This is a genomic window from Moraxella sp. CTOTU48268 (assembly GCF_032069585.1).
In the GTDB taxonomy this organism is placed as follows: Bacteria; Pseudomonadota; Gammaproteobacteria; order Pseudomonadales; family Moraxellaceae; genus Faucicola; species Faucicola cinerea.
Genome location: NZ_DAMALV010000022.1, coordinates 1 through 23,470, shown reverse-complemented (window position 1 = coordinate 23,470; position 23,470 = coordinate 1). Strand labels below are relative to the sequence as shown.

Genomic DNA, 23,470 nt, shown 5'->3' with positions numbered 1-23,470 from the left:
AGGCAAACCAGATATCGAACAGCCAAGTTCTATATTTATGAGCAATTTTGAATTACCCAAAATTGCGGTAAAAAGTACAAATAAAAAAGCCACTAGAATCTAGTGGCTAGCTCCTATGCGATGTTTATTTTATTGAGGTACAGAATCTTCATCATTCTTGTTAAAAGGATACCAATCCATTAATAGATTGAAATCAAACGACCTTTTTAAAAAAGTTTTACAGCTTTTGCATGTCCAATTGTGCGGGTTTTTTGGAAGTTTATGAAAAGCAAGTGGTTGCTCAATTTCATACCTTATCCCGCAATGGATACAGGTAATATCATTGTAAAATAGGCGAAAATTACTTAAAGACATTGCAAGCTGTTCGGGTGAGATACCAAATGTTTCACAAATAAAATTTTTGAAATCCTCTTTGTTCATGTTTTCAAGGTTTTCAGGTATTGCCGTCAAATAAGCATCGCAAAACTTGATTTGTTCATTGGTAAGCATGGGACTGCATAGCATATTATAGGTCATGCTCTTCTCCTTAGTGGTATTCAGGTAATTTAGATTGAAACAGACGACGTAATTGGCGATAACGCTCAAAGTCAGTTTCATCTTGATCAATTAAATGGATATGCTTTTGCGCCCAGATTCTTACGGCTTTTTGGTCATTCACATCCGCATTGATTTCTAAAGTTTCAGCAAGGTCACTATCTTGGGTAATGTTAAATTCCTTGATTAAACCATTGGCCAGTCGTAAAGCATCTAAGTTAGCTGGGCTATTTTTCTGTGCAAGTAAATGTTTCAATAGTTGGTCTAAATTTTTCATGGTTATTCGTCCTTATTATCGTTGATACGCTGTTTGACTTGTTCTTGTGCTAACTGTTTACTGGCAAGCAACAAGCTATCAATCGCTGAGCCATCTTGTCGGGTCATATCGGGTACATAACGGCTATACACACGAAATAGCATCTCAGTGCTACTATGCCCCATCTGCCGAGCAATCCATTCAGGATTTTCCCCCGCTGCAAGCCAAAGCGTGGCTGCAGTATGGCGGGTCTGATAGGCCCTGCGATGTTTGAGCTCCAATAGCTTCAACGTGGGTGTCCAAACGCGGCGATTGACATTACGATGTTCAAGCGGCTTGCCTTGAGAATTGCAGAACACATAGTCTGATTTGCCAAAGGTATAACGTTTTTGCTCCTGTAGTGCATCATAGACCAACTGTGACATCGCGATTTCACGGTTTGAGCCATATGTTTTAGTCGGACCTTCAATACCATCAACAATAGCACTCCGCACTCTAATTTCACGACGCTCAAAATCAACGCATTCCCACTTCAGTCCGTCAATCTCACTACTTCGCATGCCTGTGAAAAAGCGTGTCGTATAATACGGCTTATAGTCATGACGAACATGATTAAGAAAAATCCACACTTCATCCAACGTAAACGGATGTACATCGGGCTTTTGCTCTTTTAAGTTTTTAATGCCTTTAAACGGGGTATCAAATTCATAGCGATCACTCCCCTCTTGTAGTATCATACGTAGAGGTATCATAATTTGATTAATTCTTGCTACCGACAGACTTGTTTGGCTATTTTTACCGTAACGAACTTTGGCGAGCGAGGTACGGAAGTCAAGCAAGTCTGACTTTTTAATACTGGGTAAAGTCTTTTGTCCGAAAAAAGGAATCAGATAGTTATCCAAAATTATTTGTATCTTTTTTTGGTAGGCAGGTTGCCACTCCACTTGTTTTTCCCCAAACCATGTTTTGGCGAAATCTTTAAACGTCGGCTTACGACTGATGCAAGCTTCCACTCGGTCATCAAGCTGTTTCATTTGCTCGATTTTATCGCTTTTAGGAAAATACGCCCCATAATCAAAAATCTCTAGGGTGATTTCCGCTTCCATCTTTTCGATGATTTTTGCCAATGTTTTGCGGTTGGCAGGGGTGTCGGTCAAATTGGTTTTTTCACGACAGCGGATATTGTGGTAGCGAAAATCCACCACTAACACGCCGTGTCTGGCTCGCAAAGTTGCCATTGAATTGCTCCTTATTGCAGTGCCATGCCGTTAATTAAGCTCATGGTAGGTTTGCACATATCTTCTTCAATACGCTCCCAGACAAACAAGATTTTGCGTTTGCCAAAGGGGCGAATGTAATGGACATTCTCAAAGAAAATTGTATCTTTAAACTGATTGCGGATTGTGCGTGGGTTGTATTTGATACGTTCCGCTAATTCTTCAGTGGTTAAGTAAGTATTGCTCATAAAATTTACCTTTTTTAAATCACTATTTACCTATTAGTCATGATAAAATTTAGAATTTTAAAAACTAATAGAACCTTGTACGGTTTATAGAGTAAGTAATTTTTACCTTCTTTAAGGTAATTTTTACCCTATAGACGTACTATAGAATATTTTTACCCTTAAGTAAAGCATTTTTACCCGAAAAAAGGTAATTTTTTATGATTTTAAGTAAATTTCCAGTTATTTTGGCAGAAAGAAAGCTCAGAGTAGCAGACGTAGTAAGGGCGACAGGTATGAGTAAATCAACCCTGCACAAACTTTATAATGAAGACTCAAGCCGAATCGACTTTAATACGGTAAATGAACTATGCAAATTCTTGGACGTGCAGGTAGGCGATTTATTTGTGTATGTGCCAGATGATGATGAGCATAATGAAGGAAAATAGATAGCGGTCTTTAAGAAATTAAAGTGTTTGATGATGATTTTTGAAAAATCGATTTATTTATAACCGTGATTGTTCAAAAATGGCATATAGTCAGTTATTTTGCCTATATCACGTTGAAGCTCGTGAGAAATTCTGATAATGAATTCCTGACTGGTTTCACCCACACGAGCAAATTTACTGCCGAATGCAGAATCGTTGGCTAGCTTTTTGGCGAACATATCGGCTTGGGCAGAGGTTAGAAGACGAATAGGCGGTTGGGATTGAGAAACGGTATTATCTCGAAGTAAGGCAACGGATTTTTTTAAAACCTTAATCTTAATCATGAAATGGCTAATACCCCGCCCTTCTTTTTTGGATGTGAGCGTCAGCTTGAATTCGCCCTGTTCATTGATTTGCTTAATGGCAGGGTCAAGCACACGGCGTTTAAATTCAGCGACTTTAGGATAGCTATCCGCTACACCAAAATATTCTTTCCATTCAAACACGGTCATTTCTGGCGTCTTACCCAAGTCCTTCCACTTATTGATTAACTCATACATTCTTTTACTACTAAAGCCTTTAAAATTAACCGTTTTGATATAGTCATATTTGGTATAGGCTTGATTGGTGTGTTCAATCAAAAAGGCGAGTGGGTCAGAAAAATGCAGTAAAATATAACCTTCCTGGTCTTGGTAAGAAATACCTTGAAGCCAGTGGTATTCTGCCTTTAGAAGGGTGAAATTTTTGTGGTTAGGCTTTAGAACACAGAGTTTCTGAGATTTATCATCACCTTGAATGTTATTATCAACATAGAGGGGGAATTTAAGTTTTCTTTCTGCTAGAGTTTTGGCTGTATCTTTTAGGGTTTTGTAGGCATAGTTATCCGTCACCTTATTAGCAGTAGCAAATTCTTTGGCACTAATTGTCACCTTATTGGTGCCTGTGGGCTGTTTGTGCATTTTATTGATAGCAAGCGTCATCAAATCATGTTCGGCTACAGATAAGTCATAGCAAGCTTCCACTAGTGTGTTTGATTTAGTTATCATGATAGAATCAGATTTTAAATAAAAAGAATTTTGCCCAGACATGGTCATACTCATAATGAATTTTACGAAATCCATTATAAAAGTGCCATTTTTGGGAGGCAAAGTGCCAAAATACCTTAAATTACACCAACAGATAGCAGTTACGAAGTAATAACAAAAATCCTTTACCTTTAAGATTCGATGAATAATTATTTTTTAAAAATCGACCAATAAAGCGTACATCACAAACCAATAAAACGTACATCTTTAGCCAATCATTTGTACATTAAAAACCAATAAACTGTACATCGCAAACAAACAAATTGTACACTTATTAAGTCTAAGAACCGCTAATATAGCGACTTTCAGCGTGCCGATATATTTATAACTTCAATAACTTTAATAATATATGGTCCAGATATTTATTAAACAGACGCATTCTTTTTCTGGAATTCTACGAAATCAGTAATTTTCTGAACAGCAAAATCAATTTCTTCTTTCGTTGTCATTCGTCCTACGGTGATACGAAATGAACTTTCAAACTCGTCTTTATCGACGCCAATTTCCTTCATCAGTGAAGGATAATCACGATTTAAACCATTACAAGCAGAACCTAAAGAAAATGCGACATGAGGTTGCAAGTTATTGAGTAATTGTAGTGAATCTATCCCTTGTATTGACACATGCAGATTACCGGGGTGACGATTAATTAAACTACCTTGGACTTTAACCTCGAACTTAGCTTGCAACTGACGTAATAAATAACTTCTTAACTCAGCAAGTTGCTGTGTTTCACTCTCTTTAACTTCTTGAAGAATTTCTACAGCTTTCGTCAATCCGACAATCAATGGTGTCGGTAATGTGCCAGAACGAAGTCCATTTTGTTGTCCTCCACCATAAATCATTGGCTCGAATTCATTATCCTGTAAATGCTTTGAGATAAGTAATCCAATACCAGTAGGACCATATATTTTATGTCCTGAAATCGTTAGATAATCAATACTCAACTCATCGAAGTCAATATCACAGTATCCTGCTTGTGACGCATCAACATGAATGACAACACCATTCTCGGAACAAATCTGAGCAAGTTGCTGTATTGGTTGATTTGTGCCAATCTCGCCGTTTGTCATACAAGCGGATATCCAAAGTACGTTATATTCTTCAATTTTTTTATTGAGATCTTCCAAGTCAATTCGCCCCTCTTGAGTCAGCTTTAAAAAGACTAAATTGAGACCCAATTGCTGTGTAACAACCTTTAATGGAGCTAAGACGGATTTATGCTCCAAAAAACTGGTTAAAACTGTATCTGCCAGCGGATTTTCGTGTCTTGCCAGTTTAATACCAGAAAAAATCGCTAGATTATTTGCTTCAGTTGCACTTGAAGTAAAAAGAATATCTTCATCTAAACAATTATAAATTTCACTTAATTTTTCAATGCATTCGTCAATGACATTCTGCTTCTCATGACCAAATATATGATTTGAATGAGGGTTTCTAGCTATGTTTTACTTAAAAGGCAATTAAACCAAGTTTCCCTTCTGTCGGCTCGATTATCTTGGCTGTTCCAATTTTGAATTAAAATAACCTTGTTAAGCTGTTGCGTTATAAATTGCCATCTTTCTTCATTGATATCACAAAAAAAACGCCCTTCCTTTTTTCTCTCTCTATTGCCATATTTAAAGGAAGCATAGAGAATGCCAGTGGGTCGTAAGCAACTGAGTAAATCATTGAGAATCTTTGACAAGTCATCAAAAGGTACATGAAGTAAAGACGCACACGCCCAAATACCGGTAAATTGATTTTGCCAGCTTTGTTTGGATATCTCATGAAATCTCAGGCATTGCCAGTCAATACGCGTATCAGTTTGCTTGGCTAAATCAATTACATTTTGCGAGCCATCAATGGCGACAACTTCAAAACCTTGATTCGCAAAAAATACACTATCCCGCCCAGATCCACAGCCAACGTCCAAAATCTTTTGCTGATTGGACAAATGAGGTTTTGGCAAATATTCTAAAAACGGCTGATACACATTCTGCATATCGACATTGATGGTTTGGCTAAAAAAGTCTTTAGCATTCCTCTGATAATAATCCAAAGTACCCATTAAAAAACACTCAGCCCTTGTGGCTTAGGTTGCCAATTATGAATGAGCCGTTCTTTTGAAAAACGATAGGATTTGTCCAAAAAGTATTTACGGTCACGCTCATTGTTACCTGTTTGCATAATCAGCGTTTCTCGCAAAGGGTGATGACTACCTATCAGATATTCATTGCGAGTGTGCAAACGCTCTAGCAACTCAATCGTCGGTACTTGGGCAAACTTGCCACTCTCGCCACGATTGCATTCAGAACAGGATAAAACCAAATTCCAAACCCCATCGACATTAACAGGACGACAACATCCAGCGGTTGACACGTCAGGTTTTAAAATATGCGGGAAAAAGTGGTCAACATCAGCGAGTAAATCATCATCTGATGAAATACTGATTTCTTTAAAACAGTAAAAACACCGACTTTTTTGGTAGCCATTTAACGCCCCACGAGACGTGGTAATATTGGTTCTGCGGTGCTTGGTATCATGGGTAAAAAGCTGTTTGGTTTCTTGGTCAAATTCAACGGCAATCAAGTTTTTATTAAGGTTTAATTCCCATGCCTTTTCAACCAAATTCCAACGAGATTCAGTTTCTTGGTTTAAATCTTTTGCGGAGTTGTCATACAGATAAAATAGTTTAAAAAGATTATCGGTTAAGCGAATCCCTTTGTTAAATTTGCGTTCATCAATAAAGAATTCCTTATTAACAACGTCATAAAATCGTTCTTGAATGGCTTTGGTATTTACAACATGAAAAGCGTCTAAAACATATTTGAAGCCTTCTTTCTTGGTGATTTGAATTAATTTATCTTCGTCAATTTTGCCTTCGTTATATTCTTGGCAAGCTTGGATAAATTGACTGGTTTTAAAAGTAGATTGTTTAGGACTATGTTTAAGGTGTTCGGCAAGGTGCAACGCATACGGCAACGCCAAATCATCAAGGGTAATTAAGTCGCTTTTTCTATCCAAACTGACATCGATTAAGCTTTTGGCAAGGGCAAATTTGTATGAAGCGGTATTTCTACCAAATAAGATAATGGCACGCCAATAGTTTTCTAGCGTGGGTTCAACATCGACAAAGTTCATAATTAGCTAAATTCCATTTAATAGTTTTTTAAGTTAAATTTTAATAAAATCTATGTTTTAAAATTTTAAAATAATCAACTAGGCAATTTTCAAAAACGGTGAGTCAGAACGTTTTAAGGTGATATTGAGATTTTTAGCATCTTGACTACTACTATAGAATAGGTTTAAGGCAGTTAAACAAGCCTTTTTAATGCTTCTTGCATCGTCTGCAAAACTTTCTTGGTCTAATCGCCAGTTACTAAATTTGTGAATGCTCGGTGAGCCCAAAAAGTGAGCCTTAGCATCTTTCGATTTGTCATTTAAGCCATACATGAATAGGATACGTCGTAGCGAAGATTTGATTTTCGATGAATAGCTATCGTTATCCCTTTGAATATAGCCTTGTATAATGGATTTTAATGGTTCATCAATGTCGCTAAAAGCATCATGGCTGGTGATGATATTTTCTACTTCCAAACTGGTATATCCGCCAAGATTTAGACGTGAGAGAAGCTCAATTAATTTTAAATTTTTGGCTTTATGCCAAATATCCGCCTCTACCCGTCCAAAGAACGCATCACTAAACAAAATAGTATGTTCAATGTCGTCAGTTAATGTATAGCCCATCGTGATAGATGACGCTAAATGTGCCAGCATTTGTCTTAGTGTTAAACGGCGTTCGTAATTGATAAGATACAGGTAGGTTAGACGAATGCTATCTATTACTTCATCGAAATGATTATAGATTGTCTGACGATTTAACGTGATGGGGTGCGTTGGATAATTCTGAGTGATTAAATCCCATGCTTTATTTTCAATGATTTTCTGAAAAATTTGCAGGGCTATTTCAATGTTATCGAGCTTGGCAATATTGATGATGTATAGATTTTTACCATCAACATCGAGTTTTAACCGTTCAAGCTCTGCTGCATCATCTAGTATATCTAAGTCTTGACTGAGAATTTCTAAAATTTTTGATAAATTGTCTTTACCTTGTAGGTTAGTATGTTCTAAAGCCTCTGTTATTGAAGTCAGCAAGGGTCCGGTATTACTAACAATGATCCAATTTCCCTTGCTACCAAACGCTTGCGAAAGATAATGTGAGCGGGTGTCGGAACTCAGTTCACTCATATCTTTTAACACGTGCAGATTATGTTTATCTACATATTCATACTCTTTAAAAGTTTTAGCCTGATAACTGGTATCTAATTTTTGTAAGGTTTTTAAGATATCAAACGCAATCGTTGATTTACCATCGCCTGCATGACCTGTTAAAACGACAATGTTATTATTATGACCTTCAATCAATTTTCTGATGGTATCGACCACAGGAAAAGGCGTATAAATCTGGTCAAAATAAGGGGAGTTGGATTGGGACTCAGCCAAGGCATTAACACCTGACGCATTTAGATTGTGTAAGCTATTAATATAGTTAATAAAATCTTTTGCTTTATCTTGTAATAAGTTGATATCATTTACTAATGATGTATCTGTATGATTGGCCATGACTGGTTCTTCCCTTGAAAGTAGCTCGCCACCACTTTCATTTGATTGCCTATCTTCTATAGTAGATAGCGACGCTTCAATAGCTAGTGCATTGTGACTGTCATCGTAATTGTGATTTTCGTTTTGCGATATCCTCTCGTTGCCACTTGTCAAATCATTCTCTTCTTCAATTACCCCGCCAAAAAATTTCACTAAATCGGCTAAATCCCCATCAAATCCTTGGTTTGTGGGTTTCAAGATCCAAGTACCATCAACTTTATCAAGCCGAAATAACAAAATAGATTGCTGTTGCTGAAATGGGTTGGTATTGATTTCAAATTTATTGATGAGATGTTGTTTATTGTACAGCTGTATATGTAAATTGGAGATTTTAGAGATGGGTTGATGACTATCAGTCGTCAAAGTTAAAAACAGATGTTGGATTTGGGAATTTAACGTATGCAAGTTAGCTCGAAAGCTGGCGAAGTTTTTTGTATGATCGACTAGCTCTAAACTGTGACAAGGACTAAGCGGCTGATTATAAAAAATCATATAATCCTCATTGCTCAGCTTCAAATCTTTGTCCAGTCCAAACAAAGCCACATCAAAATCAGCCAGTGATGATGCAGATAGCTCAATTTTGTATTCTGGGTCGTCGTCATTCAATATTAATGTTTGCCCAGCTAGTCCATCCACAGAATTTCTCCAAAAAAAAACATGCTAATAATGATACTTATACTCTATTTAAAGCACATAAGTTAGTAGATATGAACAAATTTATATAATTTAGCCAATACATTCAAGGCAAGCTGACAAATATATTCAAGATTTTAGCTATAAATATACTGTCTAATTTTTACCAGCTGTTCCAAAACTTCCTTACGATTCGGCTCACCAGTTAAATTGCTATCTCTAAACGCTCGGCTAATCTCATTAGTCAAATTATCCGCCATTTTTACCAAGGTTTCATAATCGCTTTGTCCCGATTTAATCGCCAAGAGTTCATCACGGTTTTCACGTTTAACAATGACTTTTCCAGTGTTGGCGATATCAAGGGCGGTTTGTAGCAAGCGAATGGTGTGCATCATGTTTTTGGCATCGTATTGCTTGCCATGTGAAATAGTCGTTTGGTAGCGTTCTTCATTACGATTTTCGACCCACTCCCAATATTCGCTGTAGTCTTTGCAGTATTTGCTGTAGCCCATCAGATTGCACGATAGATAGCCCACAGGGGTCATGCCTTTAGGGATACTCGATGAACTCACTTGAGTGGCGTTATCTTTTTGCATAATGCCATGAAAATCTTGATTGCCATCATCAACATACATGGCATACATCTGCGTTGCATGAGGCATGACGGCTAGACCAATTTGGCGTTGGTTTAAGTTATTTTTCTCAAGCCATTGCTGTAAGTTAATACTTTTGCCATCGCTAAATACTACGCAAAAATCAAGCAGACTCTTTTTCTCTTTTTCCATCGGATTGACGATTTTTTTGTTTAAGCCACGGGCTTTCTTGATTTGGCTGTTGGCAAAGCCCGCAAAGGTTTTTTCGCAAAGTTTGCTAATAAACCAGTCGGGTTTTAGGCTGTCCATGATAGGATGGCGATAAAGCACTTTATCGGCAGGCGTAGCGAGCAGTTCCATCATATTGGGGTTGTTTTGCAAGAGCAATTCGACAAATCGTCCAAGTTCGTAATACACGATATCATTGGTTTCATTGCTGACTTGCGGTATATAGTCGCTTTGCAGGCTATAAAATCGTTCTTTGGGCAAATAAAACACACCTTTGATATCGGTGTCCGATGTGGGGGTGTCTAGCCCGTAGGCACGAGAACCAGAGATACATTCAAATAGGATAAGATTTTGGGCTTTTAAATCAGCAATAGTGAAAGACATAGCTTGCTCAAGAAAATAGCTTAATGGAAAACAGTTGTTTTAAAGATAGTATCAAGTAACGCAATATCACCCTGTTTTTTATCAGGAAATTTAGGGCTTTCACAGCGTTGCCAAAGCTTTACCGTTAACTCTTGCAATGACTTCGATAACTGATGCCGATAATTTTCATCTTGGCTCTGCTTAATCACAACTAATGCCAAAATTTCCTGCTTATAGCTCTTATTCAATAGTGGCAACATTAGATTGAAGTCCACAGGCGGCGGATAAGCTTGCTCAAGTGTCCAAATACTGGCTAATAACGCCCGCAACAAATAAAACCATTTTTTTAGTTTAATCGGTTTATCCAGCTCAAGCTCGCCACTGGCATTTTTTGCCATACCTTGATAATGATAAAAAATTGCTTTCACATCAAAAAACTCGTTTTGTACCGCTTGAATAGCTTGCAAAAACTGATTATCCGAATGATACACAATCGGCGAATTGAGCCACTCGAAAATCACGGCATTGGATTTATGCAATAATTGCAAGGCTTTACGAATGTCCCAGCCACCAATATCAAATGGCACATCAAACAAATCATTTTGGATAAATTCAAAGGTATCTTTGCCCGCATACAGCCGTAAATACCAGTCTGGCTCATGCCGATAAATCAAACGCACGTCATAATCGCTGTCAGGAGACGCAAAGCCCCATGCCCTGCTACCACTTTCAATGGCATGAAGTGGCTTGACACCTTTGTCTTGGCAGACTTGATAGATGATTGAGATAATTGGAATATGATTGGATAGATTATTTGTCATTATGCATTTTGAGATAAATTGTTAATCTTTGCATTATGGCAAAACATAGAGAGTTAAACAAATTTTGTCTCCTATCAAACAAATCAAGAACTTAGATTGTCTTAAAATATTATTAAATTCATCTAAATTCCCTATTTCACGGTCGGGGTCAGTTTAAAAATTTGTAAAAAAAGCGTGGTCACAAAATGGTCACGTTTTGGTCACGGTCTAAAATTTTGCAAAAAATTGATTAGTTAAATTAACAATGCATTTTTAGTAAAAAAAGGGGAACAAAGCTTGAAAGCCTTGATACAGGCGGATTCATAGGCAATAAAAAAGCCTAACTGTTAAGTTAGGCTTTCTTGAATTTGGAGCGGGAAACGAGATTCGAACTCGCGACCCCGACCTTGGCAAGGTCGTGCTCTACCAACTGAGCTATTCCCGCATTAGGTGGTCAACTAGCAATTTTGAATGTTTGTTGCGTCGTTGTGGATGCGTATTATAAGGATTTTTGATACGGCGTCAAGCGTTTTTGCAAAAAAAATTCAAAAAAATGCGTTTTTTTAATTTTAACTATTTTTTTAATGCAAAGTAGCTTTTTTAGCTGCCTATTTTCGTATGACCTTTTCCCTTCCTAACCATAATTATTAGCCTGTTTCATCACACTCTGAAACACACTATGTATCTATCGTTACGCAATTACTGCAAATCTCAGCAGATTGTTTTTTAACGACTTCGCTATAATGCGTCTAAACTTCCTATTTTTCTTGGTTTTTTTTGCTGTATTTGGAGATAACGATAAGATGAAAATTTCAAAAAAACTCATGATGTCAAGTTTGGCGGCATCGGTCATTGCGGTAGGTGCCACAGGTTGCTCGACCACCACTGATACGGGGGCGATTGGCGTTGACCGTAATCAGTTGTTGGTAGTATCCGACCAACAAGTGCAACAACTTTCCAAGCAAGCTTTTCAACAAGAAATTGCCGCTGCCCGTGCCAAAGGTCTGCTTGATACTAATCCTGCCCAGTTGGCGCGTTTACAGAAAATTTCTCAGCGTTTGATTGCACAGACAGGTGCCTATCGCAGCGATGCAAGACAATGGCCGTGGGAAGTGCATGTCATTAAAAGTAATGAGCTCAATGCGCACGTATTACCCGGCGGTAAAATTGTCTTTTACTCCGGTATTATCGATCGCTTGAGTCTAACCGATGCTGAGATTGCTGCCATCATGGGTCACGAGATGGCGCATGCATTGCGTGAGCATACCCGTGAGCGTCTATCGCGTCAGGTAGCAACGCAAACAGGGATTGGAATTGCCGCGAGCGTCCTAGGTTTATCTCAAGGTCAGGCACAGTTAGCAGGCTTAGCTGGGGATTTGGGTATTTCTCGTCCGAATAGCCGTACCCAAGAAACGGAAGCTGATTTGATGGGGCTAGAGTTGATGGCACGGGCAGGTTACGACCCTAATGCTGCAGTTAGCCTATGGCGTAAAATGCAGAGTGCCGGCGGTCGCGGCGAGCCACCTCAATTTTTAAGTACCCACCCAGTGAGCTCAACACGTATTGCTACCATTCAATCATTATTGCCACGTGTGATGCCGTTGTACCAACAAAGCCGTTACCGTTAATTTTAACCTCGTATTTTATAAGCCAATATTCAGTTGATATTGGCTTTTTTAGTGAGCAAATTTGATGAGACAAATATGGGGTGGATTAAAAAGTTGCTTATCTACTTATCCACCGCCCATCAATTTACCCAACAGGCTAGCCAGCCTAACAAGTTGTCAAAAAACCGATTGATTGAAGTTTTTTAAATATCTCAACAGCACAGCGGCATCGTCAGTGGCATAATAAGCGTTTGGTCACAGTTATAGGGTAAATTCATGAATCAGCTTGATATTAATTTGCTAGTCTTGTTCGTCATTTTGGGCTGCGGTATTTTTGTGCACAATCCCACGATTTGGGTCAGTGCGACTGCGCTGATTATCATCAAATTTTTACCCCACAACCAACCTATCTTTTCTTATATTCAGCAATATGGACTCAACTTAGGTATTTTGCTGCTCACCATTGCCGTCATTGCGCCCATCGCCTCCGAGCAAGTCAGTAGCAAAGCCTTGATGACCTCTTTTGCCAGTTGGCGCTCATTATTGGCCATCGCCGTGGGATTGCTGGTGACTTGGCTGGGCGCAAGAGGGGTAAATTTAATGAAAGTTGACCCCAACGTGGTCACGGGGCTGATGATTGGCACAGTAGCAGGGGTGGTATTGTTTCGTGGCGTGGCGGTGGGTCCGTTAATTGCCGCCGGGATTTTATCCTTGCTATATTGGTCGAAGTGAATCATAGAAGCTAGTGAGTCATCAAACATAGAGAAAATTTGAGCGGTATTGACACAAGATTATTTTTGCCAGTCGAGCGAATTTGATAGATTAGGCTACCTTAAAACTATGCTAAAATGGCTAAAATGCGGTAAGTGGTGACCAGTTATGTTTGTCATTGGCTCCCCATTTTTGATGAATAAATTCAATGAACCGAGGACGACATGAGTCAACTTGCTACCCCGATTGCCGATGCCGTGACGGCGCGTTTGCAGCCGTTACAGCCCAGTGTCTATCAGCTAGAAAACGAGTCGATGCGCCATGCTGGCTATTTTGAAGGCAAAGAAACCCATTTTAAACTGACCATTGTCAGTGAGGCATTTGCCGGCAAACGCTTGGTACAGCGTCATCAGTTGGTGTATGGACTCATTCATACGTTACTGTCACAAGGCGGTGGGCAAATTCACGCGTTTTCAATTCATGCTTATACACAAGCAGAATGGCAAGCGGTTGGGCAATCTCCCGAAAGTCCCAATTGCGCAGGACAAAACGCAGGGTAACATGATAAAAAGAGTGTGAAATAAGCTAAAACCCCAGCCCCATTGAGTTAATTTACGCTATATTATTATAAAAAAGGTTGATGTATGAAACACGCACATATGCTGATGGCATTGATTTTAATTGCCTTATTCTTGTGGCAAGCCGTGTTGGTATTTACCGCACCAAAAGGGCAAGGCTTGCCAAAATCTGCCAAAATCGGCGCCCACGTGATGTATGCCTTGGTAATTTTAACAGGCGCGGTGACGGCTATGCCATTGTTTGGCGCAGGTATAGTACCGCATTGGTTGATTGCCAAGATGGTGTTACTCATTGTTGCCATTTCGGCGACTGTCAAAGCCACGCGGCAGACGACTACGCCCAATCAAGCCAAAATAGGTATGTTAATTGCTTTTATTGCCTATATGGGTATTTTGACGCTAGCGTTTGTTAAACCGCTCAACCTATTTTAAGGCTGAAGCAGTGAACATAAGGGAGTAGGATGATGAAAAAATTAGCTATCTCAATACTTTTAGCGGTTGCCACGGCAGGTTTGACAGGGTGTATGACCACGCCTACCCCTGAATACGTATCCGCCAACAATTACCAAAGCTATGACTGTGTTGCGCTTGCCAATGAATACACGCGCGTCAATCAATACATTGATGCCAATGCCAATCAGCGCACAGGCTTGCAAGCTTCAGGCATTGGGATTGGCGTATCGGGCAATCGCCATGGTATTTATCCTACCGTGAGTGTCGGCTTAGGCTCAATCAATGGCGGCAACCGTCATAATCTATCGATTGCTATGGGACAACGAGATGCGATGGTACAAGCCGCTCGTTTAAAACAATGCCCCTTTGCTACCGGCATCAAACTCTATAGCGAAAAATAATTTATCCCATTTTACCCTGTTAAGTGTAGAACCCATCTTTCATATTGAGATGGGTTTTTTTATGGTCAGCCAAATCATCGGCTGAGTTAGGGCTAGTCAGTGTCATTAAATACTTACTGAATATTTTTTTAGCCTAAAGATAATTCTTATTTCGATAAAGACTGTCTCGTTTTAGATTGACAAGTCCATAATTTATTGATTAATATGTCACATATTGATGGTTAAACACGGTAAAAATTTTAAAAAAATGAATTAAAATAATTTTTATAACAATACTTTAAGTCAAGGAATACTTGGGTATTAATCAGTGGGTAAAAATTTTTACTCAGGTAAGCACGAAGTTTTCACTAGCTTTCGTCAATACCTTTAGTAAACACCCCCAAAAAATTGATAGAAAGACACGCTAAAAAACACGATAGTAAGGATGCTACCATGACCAAAGACGTGCTAACCCTGCCACGCATCGTAATGGGTGCGAAATCTGCCAACGCCCCACTCACCCAAAGCTATGATAAAGGCCCTGTCACACCACTGATAGAACTGACCATTGGTGATTTTTTTGATCAGATGGTGGAACAAAATCCTGATAAAGAAGCTTTAGTTTCTGCTCACCAAAACATTCGTCTCACCTACCGCGAGCTACAGCGTAAAGTCAATCAGCTAGCCAGCAGCATGATTCGTATGGGTCTGCAAAAAGGCGACCGCGTGGGTATTTGGTCACACAACAACGTTGAATGGGTCATCATGCAATTGGCGACTGCCAAAGCCGGTATCATACTGGTGAACATCAACCCCGCGTATCGTATCTTTGAGCTTGAATACGCCATCAACAAAGTCGACTGCCAAGTGCTGGTATTGATGCGCCATTTCAGATCTAGCGACTACGCCGTGATGCTTCAAGAGCTTGCCCCTGAAGCGCGGCACCAAAGCTACCAAAATTTAGAGCTGGTGCAATTACCCAATCTCAAACGGGTCATCTGGATTGACAGCCCAGAGTCCACTGAGGATTTTAGCTATATGCAAAAATTCTCAGCATGGATTGCCGAAGGGGATGCCGATGATCCGGCAGTGGCGGAACGTGCCAAAAAACTTAACCCCAATAACCCCATCAATATCCAATTTACCAGTGGTACCACAGGCACGCCCAAAGGCGCGACGCTTACCCACCGCAACATTTTGAACAACGGTTATTTCATCGGTGAAGCCATGAGCCTCACTGCCGATGACCGTCTGTGTATCCCTGTGCCACTCTACCACTGTTTTGGAATGGTACTTGGCAACCTTGCCATCTTGACCCATGGTGGCACGATTGTGTATCCCAATGATGGCTTTGACCCCATCACCGTACTTGAAACCGTGCAAAAAGAAAAATGTACAGGTCTGCATGGGGTACCGACCATGTTTATCGCCGAGCTTGACCACCCAGACTTTGCCAATTATGACTTATCGACTTTGCGTACCGGCATCATGGCGGGCTCAAGCTGTCCGATTGAGGTCATGCGCCGCGTGATTGACCAAATGCACATGAAAGAAGTCACCATTGCCTATGGCATGACCGAAACATCACCGGTATCTTGTCAAACCAACCAGCACACGCCACTTGAAAAACAAGTCTCAACCGTAGGTCTGGTACAGCCAAACCTAGAAGTCAAAATCGTCAACCCAGAGACAGGCGAAACGCTTGGCATCGGTGAGACAGGTGAGCTGTGTACCAAAGGTTACTCAATCATGCTCGGCTATTGGAATGACACCAATAAAACGGCAGAAGCCATTGTCGATGGCTGGATGTATACCGGTGACTTGGCAACCATGGACGAAGAAGGTTATGTCAAAATCGTCGGACGTAGTAAAGATATGGTGATTCGCGGTGGTGAAAACATTTACCCTGTTGAAATCGAAAACTACTTATATCGCCACCCAAAAATCCGTGACGTCCAAATCGTGGGCGTACCCGACAAGAAATTTGGTGAAGTCCTCGCCGCTTGGATTATCCCCAAAAAAGACAGCAACTTAACCGAACAAGACATCCGTGATTTCTGTAAAGATCACATCGCACACTATAAAGTGCCGACTTACATGAAGTTTGTCGACGAGTTCCCAATGACCGTCACGGGTAAAATTCAAAAATTCAAAATCGTGGAAGCGATGAAACAAGAATTGGGACTCTAAATTTTCAACTTCAGCAAAAACTTAACATAAATACAGAGGGAATCTGCTAGCAATTTAGCTGCACCCTTTGACAGAATTAGGATTTACAATGACGGTTATCCAAAGTAAATTAAGCCCAAATGGTGCGGAGTTTCAAGCCAATGCCGCTGCCATGCAAACTATCGTTGATGACCTCAAAGCCAAACTTGCGGTCATTGCTCAGGGCGGTTCAGCGTCTGCCCGCGCCAAACATGTGGCTCGGGGTAAGTTATTGCCGCGTGAACGTGTCGAGCGCTTGCTAGATGCCGGTACGCCATTTTTAGAAGTCTCACCGATGGCAGCGTATGGCATGTATGATGCCGATATCCCTGCCGCAGGCGTGATTGCTGGCATTGGTCGTGTTGCTGGTATTGACTGTATGATTGTATGTAACGATGCCACCGTCAAAGGCGGCACTTACTACCCGATGACGGTCAAAAAACATTTACGGGCGCAAGAAATCGCGCGAGAAAACCGCTTGCCATGTATCTATTTGGTGGACTCTGGCGGCGCGAACTTACCCAACCAAGATGAAGTATTCCCAGATAAAGACCACTTTGGTCGTATCTTCTTTAACCAAGCCAATATGAGCGCCGAAGGCATACCCCAAATCGCCGTCGTCATGGGTAGCTGTACCGCAGGTGGTGCCTATGTACCCGCCATGAGTGACGAGTCGATTATTGTCAAAGATCAAGGGACGATTTTTTTGGGCGGACCGCCGCTGGTCAAAGCTGCCACAGGTGAAGAAGTGACCGCCGAAGACTTAGGCGGTGGCGATGTGCATACCCGTCTGTCAGGGGTGGTTGACCACCTTGCCCAAAACGATTTACATGCGTTATCACTGGCGCGCAACATCATTGGCAATTTAAACCAACAAAAAAAGCCCCTACACCACTCTACCGCGCAAAAAACCCCGCGTCCGCCCAAATACGACGCCAAAGAATTGTACGGTATCATCCCAACTGACACCCGTAAGCCCTTTGATATCCGTGAAGTCATCGCGCGTATCGTCGATGGTAGTGAGTTTGATGAATTTAAAGCACGTTTTGGCACGACGCTAGTGTGTGGTTTTGCGCATATTGAAGGTATGCCAGTGGGTATTATCGCTAACAACGGTATTTTATTTAGCGAATCAGCGCAAAAAGCCACCCATTTTATCGAGCTATGCTGCAAACGTAAAATTCCGCTCGTGTTTCTGCAAAATATCACAGGCTTTATGGTCGGGCGCAAATACGAAAATGAAGGGATTGCCCGTCATGGTGCCAAAATGGTGATGGCGGTTGCCAATGCCAAAGTGCCGAAGTTTACTGTGATTGTCGGCGGCTCATTCGGTGCAGGTAACTACGGTATGTGTGGTCGTGCGTACAGTCCACGTTTCTTGTGGATGTGGCCAAATGCGCGTATCTCGGTGATGGGTGGCGAGCAAGCCGCGTCGGTATTAGCAACGGTCAAACGCAGCCAATACCATGCCAAAGGTGAGCACTGGTCAAGCGAGGACGAGGAAGCGTTCAAAGCGCCAGTGCGTCAGCAATTTGATGAGCAAGGTCATCCGTATTATGCCTCGGCTAGACTGTGGGATGATGGGGTGATTGACCCAGCCGATACCCGACAAGTATTGGCACTCGGCTTAAGTGCCGCTTACAACGCACCGATTGAAGACACCACCTTTGGTGTATTTAGAATGTAATTTTCAGCGTGTAAAATCAGAAGTCTTGGTTGTTTGTTCTATCACCATTGAGCAAGCATCAAAAATGCTTCAACTTTATCCAACAAAAAAAGGAAAAACACGATGAAATTACCGACTTATGACAGCCTACTGTTAGACATTGACCAGCATGTAGCGACCATTACCCTCAATCGCCCCGACAAGCGCAATGCCTTTAATGACGATGTCATCCAAGAACTGACCGATGTGTTTCAATTTTGCGCTGAGCAAGACGAAGTGCGTGCGGTGGTATTGACTGCCAATGGCAAAGCCTTCTGTGCCGGGGCAGACCTGAACTGGATGCGCGCGATGGCGGATTATAGCCACGATGAAAACTTGGCAGACGCTGGCAAGCTTGCACAAATGCTAGCCACCATCTACCACTGTCCAAAGCCCACGGTTGCCGCTATTCAAGGCGATGTATATGCGGGTGGTATGGGTCTGGTTGCGGCTTGTGATATCGCCATTAGTGTAAAAAATGCCAATTTTTGCTTAAGCGAGGTCAAACTTGGCTTGATTCCTGCGACCATTAGCCCGTATGTGATTCGTGCGATGGGTGCACGAGCCGCGCATCGGTACTTCTTAACCGCTGAAGTATTTGATGCCAAAGAAGCCAAAAAAATCGGTTTTATCCATGAGCGGGTGGATGAAGAAGAGTTTACACAAACCCTTGATAACTTGGTCAAACACTTGGTTAACGCCAGCCCAAATGCTGTTAAGGTGTGTAAAAAACTGGTGCAGGATGTGGCATTTGCGGAGATTAATGAGCAGTTAATCAAAGATACTGTTGCAGGCATTGCCGATATCCGCGCATCTGCCGAGGGTAAAGAAGGCGTACAGTCATTCTTGCAAAAACGAAAACAAAGCTGGCTTGAATGACGCAGATAAAATAACTGAGGTAAAAAGCTGGATTTTATAAGCCAAATTTTATAAGTATGCCAAGTTAGATTCGCGGTGATGCGGTCTTGAAAAAATAAAAAGGGACGATTATGTTTTCAAAAATCTTAATAGCCAATCGGGGTGAGATTGCTTGCCGCGTGGCAGCCACCGCCAAAAAACTGGGTGTGCGTACCGTTGCGGTATACTCCGACGCTGACCGCTTTGCCAAGCACGTAGCCGTGTGTGATGAAGCCATTTATATAGGCGGTTCTGCGCCCAAAGACAGCTACCTGCGTTGGGAGCGCATTTTGGAGGCTGCCAAACAAACAGGCGCACAAGCGATTCACCCTGGCTATGGGTTTTTGAGTGAAAACGACGAATTTGCCCAAGCGTGCGTGGATGCGGGTTTGGTGTTTATCGGTCCCCCTGCGTCTGCCATCACTGCCATGGGGCTTAAAGCCGAATCCAAACGCTTGATGGAAGCTGCCAATGTACCGCTCATTCCAGGGTATCATGGCACCAACCAAGACCCCGAATTTTTGCATAGCGAGGCCGATAAAATTGGCTACCCTGTGCTAATTAAAGCCAGCTCTGGTGGGGGCGGCAAAGGGATGCGGTTAGTTGAAAAAACTGAAGACTTTATTGACGCCTTAGGCTCATGTCAACGTGAAGCCATTAGCAGCTTTGGCAATGACAGCGTATTGATTGAAAAATACGCCCTGCGCCCCCGCCATATTGAAATTCAAGTCTTTGGCGACAGCCACGGCAACTATGTGTATTTATTTGAGCGTGATTGCTCGGTACAGCGCCGCCACCAAAAAGTGCTCGAAGAAGCCCCTGCCCCCGATGTCAGCGTGGCAATGCGGGGGGCGATGGGCGCAGCAGCGATAGCGGCGGCAAAAGCGGTCAATTATGTAGGGGCGGGTACGGTTGAATTTATCGTGGAGCAACGTGAGTGTTCACCCGAAGATAAATTTGGCGGCATGAATTTCTACTTTATGGAAATGAACACCCGCCTGCAAGTAGAACACCCCGTCACCGAAGCCATTACCGGTACTGACCTTGTCGAGTGGCAACTGCGTGTTGCTAGCGGTGAGCCGTTACCAAAACAACAAGCAGAATTGACCATCAACGGTCATGCGATTGAAGCACGTATCAATGCTGAAAACCCAGACAACAATTTCTTGCCCGCCACAGGTACGCTAAACGTTTACCGCACGCCAACTCACAGCGAGTTTAGGGTGTCAGATGTGCGCGTGGATGATGGGGTACGCGAAGGCGATGTCATCAGTCCTTACTATGACTCGATGATTGCCAAACTCATCATCCATGCGCCAACCCGTGAGCAAGCGCTTGCCAAACTAGACCAAGCCTTGGCAGAAACCCGTATTGTCGGTCTGCCCAACAACGTGGCGTTTTTGCGTCACGTGGTGCAATCAGATTCGTTCAAATATGCCAATCTTGATACCGCATTGATTGAACGTGAAAAAGACGTACTGTTTGGGCAGCAGCGTGGTGAGCTACCTTGGCTAATAGCCACCGCGATTGTCAACGAGCTTGCCCAAGAAGCGCAAACCCAAAACCACGACCCCTTTAGCAAAACTGACGCCTGGCGCGCGTATAGCCACTATGAACGTCCGTTTGATTTGGTGTATCACGATAAGCCATTGCGGGCGGTTATCAGCCAAATTAACGAGCAAGCCGAGGAACAAGCATTTCATCTAACGATTAACACCATTGCCAAAACCGAAAAACAAGGCGCGGACGTTGTCACGCCCATCTATCAAGGCGATGTTCGTTATTTGCCCACTGCCGATGATACCTTCACGCTGTGGCTAGATGGCAAGCGCCAACAGATGCAGGCATGGCGACAACATGAGCAAGTGTATGTGTTCTCAAATCATGCCAGCGATACCATTACTTTGGTGGATAGCATGGCGCATGTAGGCGAGGAAGCCCAAGATGGCGGTAGCCTCAAATCGCCCATGCCAGGTCAAGTGGTGGCGTTTCGAGTCAATGTGGGCGATGAAGTCAAAAAAGGTCAAGCCTTGGCAGTGATTGAAGCGATGAAAATTGAGCATACTATCAATGCCCCTACTGATGGTACAGTGGCAGAGTTGCTGTTCAAAGCAGGGGATTTGGTATCCGATGGCGATGAGCTATTAAAACTTGATACGGGCAGCCAATCATGAACTATCCAAACTTTGTCAAAATCATTGACGTAGGCGCAAGAGACGGACTACAAAACGAAAAACAGACCGTGCCAAGCGACGTCAAAATTGAGTTGATTAACGGCTTAATTGGTGCAGGCGTGCGCAAGCTTGAAGCCACCAGTTTTGTGTCGCCAAAGTGGGTACCACAAATGGCGGACAATGATGCCGTATTAGATGGCATTAGCAAACGCGATGACGTGGTATATTCGGTGCTGACGCCTAATATGAAAGGCTTTGATGCCGCCCTTGCCCACCGTGACCAATTTGCCAATTATGAAGTGGTGATTTTTGGCTCAGCGAGTGAAGCCTTTAGCCAAAAAAATATCAACTGTAGCATCGCTGAGAGTATCGAGCGTTTCGCCCCCGTGGCTGACGCCGCCAAAGCACATGGCATCAAAGTGCGCGGTGTCATCTCTTGCACCGTGGGCTGCCCGTATGAAGGCGAGATTCACCCCGATAAAGTCGCCTATGTGACAGAAAAACTCGTTGCCATTGGCGCTGAACATATTGGTATTGCTGACACCATCGGCCTGGGCACGCCTATAAAAGTGCAAAAAGCGTTGGATGCTGCCTTGCGTTATATTGATATTGACAATATCTCTGGGCATTTTCATGACACCTATGGTCAAGCACTTAGCAATACCTTAGCGGCATTACAAATGGGTGTATGGCAGTTTGATACCTCGGTGGCAGGGCTTGGCGGCTGTCCGTATGCCAAAGGCGCAACCGGCAATGTTGCCACCGAAGATGTGGTATATCTGCTACATGGCATGGGTATTGAAACGGGTATTGATCTCGACAAACTGGTCGATGTCGGACAAAAAATTAGCGCGTTTTTGGGCAGGCAAAATGGTTCAAAGGTCGCAACAGCAATTTTAAATAAACGTAAATCTTTAACAGTCAGTTAATAAACAAGGAATGACTATGAACTTAGGACTCGATTACCAACTTGGCGATGACATCAACGCCCTACGCGAAACCGTCAAAGCCTTTGCCGATGCCGAAATCGCCCCACGCGCTGCGGAGCTTGACCGCACCGACCAATTCCCGATGGACTTGTGGCAAAAAATGGGTGAGCTTGGGCTGCATGGCATCACCGTACCCGAAACCTACGGCGGCGTGGACATGGGCTATGTGGCGCACATGGTCGCCATGGAAGAAATTAGCCGCGCATCAGGCTCAGTGGCTTTAAGCTATGGCGCGCATTCCAATCTATGTATCAACCAAATCAAACGCAACGGTACAGACGCCCAAAAACAAAAATACTTGCCAAAGCTCATCAGCGGTGAATTCATTGGTGCCTTAGCCATGAGTGAACCCGGTGCGGGCTCAGACGTGACCAGCATGAAACTACGTGCCGAAGACAAAGGTGGCGTATATGTACTAAACGGCTCAAAAATGTGGATTACCAATGGACCGGATGCCGATGTGATGGTAGTGTATGCCAAAACCAACCCAGAGCTTGGGGCAAAAGGCATCACCGCGTTTTTGGTAGAAAAAGGCATGAAAGGCTTTTATACCGCGCAAAAACTTGACAAACTCGGTATGCGCGGCAGTCACACAGGCGAGATGGTGTTTGACAATGTCGAAGTCCCAAGCGACAACATTCTGGGCGGGCTAAATAACGGCGTCAAAGTATTGATGAGTGGCTTGGACTACGAGCGTGCGGTACTCGCTGCAGGTCCTATCGGGCTTATGCAAGCGGTGATGGACAACGTCATTCCCTAC

23 protein-coding genes and 1 tRNA gene are annotated in these 23,470 nt (G+C 42.4%); 12 read left to right on the top strand and 12 right to left on the bottom strand.

Features of this window, described 5'->3' with window-relative positions:
* Nucleotides 1-129: 129 nt before the first annotated feature.
* From RT143_RS08365 to RT143_RS08350, 4 genes are read right to left on the bottom strand one after another with little or no spacing between them, the layout of a single operon-like run.
* Nucleotides 130-516 carry a hypothetical protein gene (locus tag RT143_RS08365; RefSeq protein ID WP_313078738.1) on the bottom strand — a complete coding sequence of 129 codons (387 nt, stop codon included), beginning with the start codon at nt 514-516 and terminating at the stop codon, nt 130-132.
* A gap of 10 nt (nt 517-526) precedes the next feature.
* Nucleotides 527-811: a hypothetical protein gene (locus RT143_RS08360; RefSeq protein ID WP_313092387.1), complete on the bottom strand. Its 285-nt coding sequence runs from the start codon at nt 809-811 to the stop codon at nt 527-529.
* Nucleotides 812-813: 2 nt separating this feature from the next.
* Nucleotides 814-2,028, bottom strand: a complete 1,215-nt coding sequence (locus tag RT143_RS08355; protein ID WP_313092386.1) for a tyrosine-type recombinase/integrase — start codon at nt 2,026-2,028, stop codon at nt 814-816.
* Nucleotides 2,029-2,039: 11 nt separating this feature from the next.
* Nucleotides 2,040-2,255, bottom strand: coding sequence for a hypothetical protein (locus RT143_RS08350; RefSeq protein WP_313078741.1), 216 nt, complete (start codon nt 2,253-2,255; stop codon nt 2,040-2,042).
* A 197-nt stretch (nt 2,256-2,452) separates the two neighbouring features.
* Here RT143_RS08350 and RT143_RS08345 point away from each other — a divergent pair, with 197 nt between their 5' ends.
* Nucleotides 2,453-2,680 carry a helix-turn-helix domain-containing protein gene (locus RT143_RS08345; RefSeq protein WP_313092385.1) on the top strand — a complete coding sequence of 76 codons (228 nt, stop codon included), beginning with the start codon at nt 2,453-2,455 and terminating at the stop codon, nt 2,678-2,680.
* Nucleotides 2,681-2,733: 53 nt separating this feature from the next.
* Here the strand turns inward: RT143_RS08345 and RT143_RS08340 are convergent, their stop codons facing one another.
* The 8 genes from RT143_RS08340 to RT143_RS08305 all read right to left on the bottom strand — a co-directional run bounded on the left by RT143_RS08340 (nt 2,734) and on the right by RT143_RS08305 (nt 11,453).
* The gene (locus RT143_RS08340; protein WP_313092383.1) at nt 2,734-3,705 is read right to left on the bottom strand and encodes a RepB family plasmid replication initiator protein; all 972 of its coding nucleotides are present in this window, start codon (nt 3,703-3,705) and stop codon (nt 2,734-2,736) included.
* Between the two features lie 404 nt (nt 3,706-4,109).
* Nucleotides 4,110-5,189 carry a cysteine desulfurase family protein gene (locus tag RT143_RS08335; protein WP_313092399.1) on the bottom strand — a complete coding sequence of 360 codons (1,080 nt, stop codon included), beginning with the start codon at nt 5,187-5,189 and terminating at the stop codon, nt 4,110-4,112.
* The gene (locus RT143_RS08330; protein ID WP_313092382.1) at nt 5,186-5,794 is read right to left on the bottom strand and encodes a class I SAM-dependent methyltransferase; all 609 of its coding nucleotides are present in this window, start codon (nt 5,792-5,794) and stop codon (nt 5,186-5,188) included. The genes RT143_RS08335 and RT143_RS08330 overlap by 4 nt, the downstream gene beginning before the upstream one ends.
* Entirely contained in the window at nt 5,794-6,867 is a 1,074-nt protein-coding gene (locus RT143_RS08325) for an HNH endonuclease family protein (protein WP_313092380.1), read from the bottom strand. The genes RT143_RS08330 and RT143_RS08325 overlap by 1 nt, the downstream gene beginning before the upstream one ends.
* 78 nt (nt 6,868-6,945) lie before the next feature.
* Nucleotides 6,946-9,027, bottom strand: coding sequence for a TerD family protein (locus RT143_RS08320; RefSeq protein WP_313092379.1), 2,082 nt, complete (start codon nt 9,025-9,027; stop codon nt 6,946-6,948).
* A 134-nt stretch (nt 9,028-9,161) separates the two neighbouring features.
* Complete coding sequence (locus tag RT143_RS08315) at nt 9,162-10,229, bottom strand: nucleotidyltransferase domain-containing protein (RefSeq protein WP_309596138.1); 1,068 nt, start codon at nt 10,227-10,229, stop codon at nt 9,162-9,164.
* 20 nt (nt 10,230-10,249) lie between these two features.
* Nucleotides 10,250-11,029, bottom strand: coding sequence for a nucleotidyltransferase domain-containing protein (locus tag RT143_RS08310; protein WP_313092377.1), 780 nt, complete (start codon nt 11,027-11,029; stop codon nt 10,250-10,252).
* A gap of 348 nt (nt 11,030-11,377) precedes the next feature.
* Nucleotides 11,378-11,453: transfer RNA gene (locus RT143_RS08305), tRNA-Gly, on the bottom strand.
* Between the two features lie 358 nt (nt 11,454-11,811).
* Between RT143_RS08305 and RT143_RS08300 the strand changes: the two genes are divergently transcribed.
* The 11 genes from RT143_RS08300 to RT143_RS08250 all read left to right on the top strand — a co-directional run.
* Complete coding sequence (locus RT143_RS08300; protein WP_409519705.1) at nt 11,812-12,636, top strand: M48 family metallopeptidase; 825 nt, start codon at nt 11,812-11,814, stop codon at nt 12,634-12,636.
* A 255-nt stretch (nt 12,637-12,891) separates the two neighbouring features.
* Nucleotides 12,892-13,347, top strand: coding sequence for a DUF441 domain-containing protein (locus RT143_RS08295; RefSeq protein ID WP_060996159.1), 456 nt, complete (start codon nt 12,892-12,894; stop codon nt 13,345-13,347).
* A gap of 203 nt (nt 13,348-13,550) precedes the next feature.
* Nucleotides 13,551-13,886, top strand: a complete 336-nt coding sequence (locus RT143_RS08290) for a BolA family protein (RefSeq protein ID WP_313092375.1) — start codon at nt 13,551-13,553, stop codon at nt 13,884-13,886.
* Nucleotides 13,887-13,970: 84 nt separating this feature from the next.
* Complete coding sequence (locus tag RT143_RS08285) at nt 13,971-14,336, top strand: SirB2 family protein (RefSeq protein ID WP_065253881.1); 366 nt, start codon at nt 13,971-13,973, stop codon at nt 14,334-14,336.
* Nucleotides 14,337-14,365: 29 nt separating this feature from the next.
* On the top strand, nt 14,366-14,758 hold the full coding sequence (locus tag RT143_RS08280) for a hypothetical protein (RefSeq protein ID WP_313092373.1): 393 nt from the start codon (nt 14,366-14,368) through the stop codon (nt 14,756-14,758).
* Nucleotides 14,759-15,226: 468 nt separating this feature from the next.
* Entirely contained in the window at nt 15,227-16,927 is a 1,701-nt protein-coding gene (locus RT143_RS08275; protein WP_313092396.1) for an AMP-binding protein, read from the top strand.
* Between the two features lie 88 nt (nt 16,928-17,015).
* A complete protein-coding gene (locus RT143_RS08270; RefSeq protein ID WP_313092372.1) occupies nt 17,016-18,632 on the top strand; it encodes a carboxyl transferase domain-containing protein in 1,617 nt (538 codons plus the stop codon).
* 102 nt (nt 18,633-18,734) lie between these two features.
* Nucleotides 18,735-19,529 (top strand): enoyl-CoA hydratase/isomerase family protein, encoded by a 795-nt coding sequence (locus RT143_RS08265; protein WP_313092371.1) that lies wholly within the window; start codon nt 18,735-18,737, stop codon nt 19,527-19,529.
* A 110-nt stretch (nt 19,530-19,639) separates the two neighbouring features.
* Nucleotides 19,640-21,721 (top strand): acetyl/propionyl/methylcrotonyl-CoA carboxylase subunit alpha, encoded by a 2,082-nt coding sequence (locus RT143_RS08260; protein ID WP_313092369.1) that lies wholly within the window; start codon nt 19,640-19,642, stop codon nt 21,719-21,721.
* On the top strand, nt 21,718-22,650 hold the full coding sequence (locus RT143_RS08255; protein ID WP_313092367.1) for a hydroxymethylglutaryl-CoA lyase: 933 nt from the start codon (nt 21,718-21,720) through the stop codon (nt 22,648-22,650). Before RT143_RS08260 ends, RT143_RS08255 begins: the two co-directional genes overlap by 4 nt.
* A gap of 16 nt (nt 22,651-22,666) precedes the next feature.
* The coding region (locus RT143_RS08250) for an acyl-CoA dehydrogenase family protein (RefSeq protein ID WP_313092365.1) at nt 22,667-23,470 on the top strand (804 nt) is incomplete at its 3' end.

Coding starts and splice junctions, on each gene's coding strand:
- RT143_RS08365 (WP_313078738.1), bottom strand. CDS start 516: ATGACCTATAATATGCTATGCAGTCCCATGCTTACCAATGAACAAATC.
- RT143_RS08360 (WP_313092387.1), bottom strand. CDS start 811: ATGAAAAATTTAGACCAACTATTGAAACATTTACTTGCACAGAAAAAT.
- RT143_RS08355 (WP_313092386.1), bottom strand. CDS start 2,028: ATGGCAACTTTGCGAGCCAGACACGGCGTGTTAGTGGTGGATTTTCGC.
- RT143_RS08350 (WP_313078741.1), bottom strand. CDS start 2,255: ATGAGCAATACTTACTTAACCACTGAAGAATTAGCGGAACGTATCAAA.
- RT143_RS08345 (WP_313092385.1), top strand. CDS start 2,453: ATGATTTTAAGTAAATTTCCAGTTATTTTGGCAGAAAGAAAGCTCAGA.
- RT143_RS08340 (WP_313092383.1), bottom strand. CDS start 3,705: ATGATAACTAAATCAAACACACTAGTGGAAGCTTGCTATGACTTATCT.
- RT143_RS08330 (WP_313092382.1), bottom strand. CDS start 5,794: ATGGGTACTTTGGATTATTATCAGAGGAATGCTAAAGACTTTTTTAGC.
- RT143_RS08325 (WP_313092380.1), bottom strand. CDS start 6,867: ATGAACTTTGTCGATGTTGAACCCACGCTAGAAAACTATTGGCGTGCC.
- RT143_RS08315 (WP_309596138.1), bottom strand. CDS start 10,229: ATGTCTTTCACTATTGCTGATTTAAAAGCCCAAAATCTTATCCTATTT.
- RT143_RS08310 (WP_313092377.1), bottom strand. CDS start 11,029: ATGACAAATAATCTATCCAATCATATTCCAATTATCTCAATCATCTAT.
- RT143_RS08300 (WP_409519705.1), top strand. CDS start 11,812: ATGAAAATTTCAAAAAAACTCATGATGTCAAGTTTGGCGGCATCGGTC.
- RT143_RS08295 (WP_060996159.1), top strand. CDS start 12,892: ATGAATCAGCTTGATATTAATTTGCTAGTCTTGTTCGTCATTTTGGGC.
- RT143_RS08290 (WP_313092375.1), top strand. CDS start 13,551: ATGAGTCAACTTGCTACCCCGATTGCCGATGCCGTGACGGCGCGTTTG.
- RT143_RS08285 (WP_065253881.1), top strand. CDS start 13,971: ATGAAACACGCACATATGCTGATGGCATTGATTTTAATTGCCTTATTC.
- RT143_RS08280 (WP_313092373.1), top strand. CDS start 14,366: ATGATGAAAAAATTAGCTATCTCAATACTTTTAGCGGTTGCCACGGCA.
- RT143_RS08275 (WP_313092396.1), top strand. CDS start 15,227: ATGGGTGCGAAATCTGCCAACGCCCCACTCACCCAAAGCTATGATAAA.
- RT143_RS08270 (WP_313092372.1), top strand. CDS start 17,016: ATGACGGTTATCCAAAGTAAATTAAGCCCAAATGGTGCGGAGTTTCAA.
- RT143_RS08265 (WP_313092371.1), top strand. CDS start 18,735: ATGAAATTACCGACTTATGACAGCCTACTGTTAGACATTGACCAGCAT.
- RT143_RS08260 (WP_313092369.1), top strand. CDS start 19,640: ATGTTTTCAAAAATCTTAATAGCCAATCGGGGTGAGATTGCTTGCCGC.
- RT143_RS08255 (WP_313092367.1), top strand. CDS start 21,718: ATGAACTATCCAAACTTTGTCAAAATCATTGACGTAGGCGCAAGAGAC.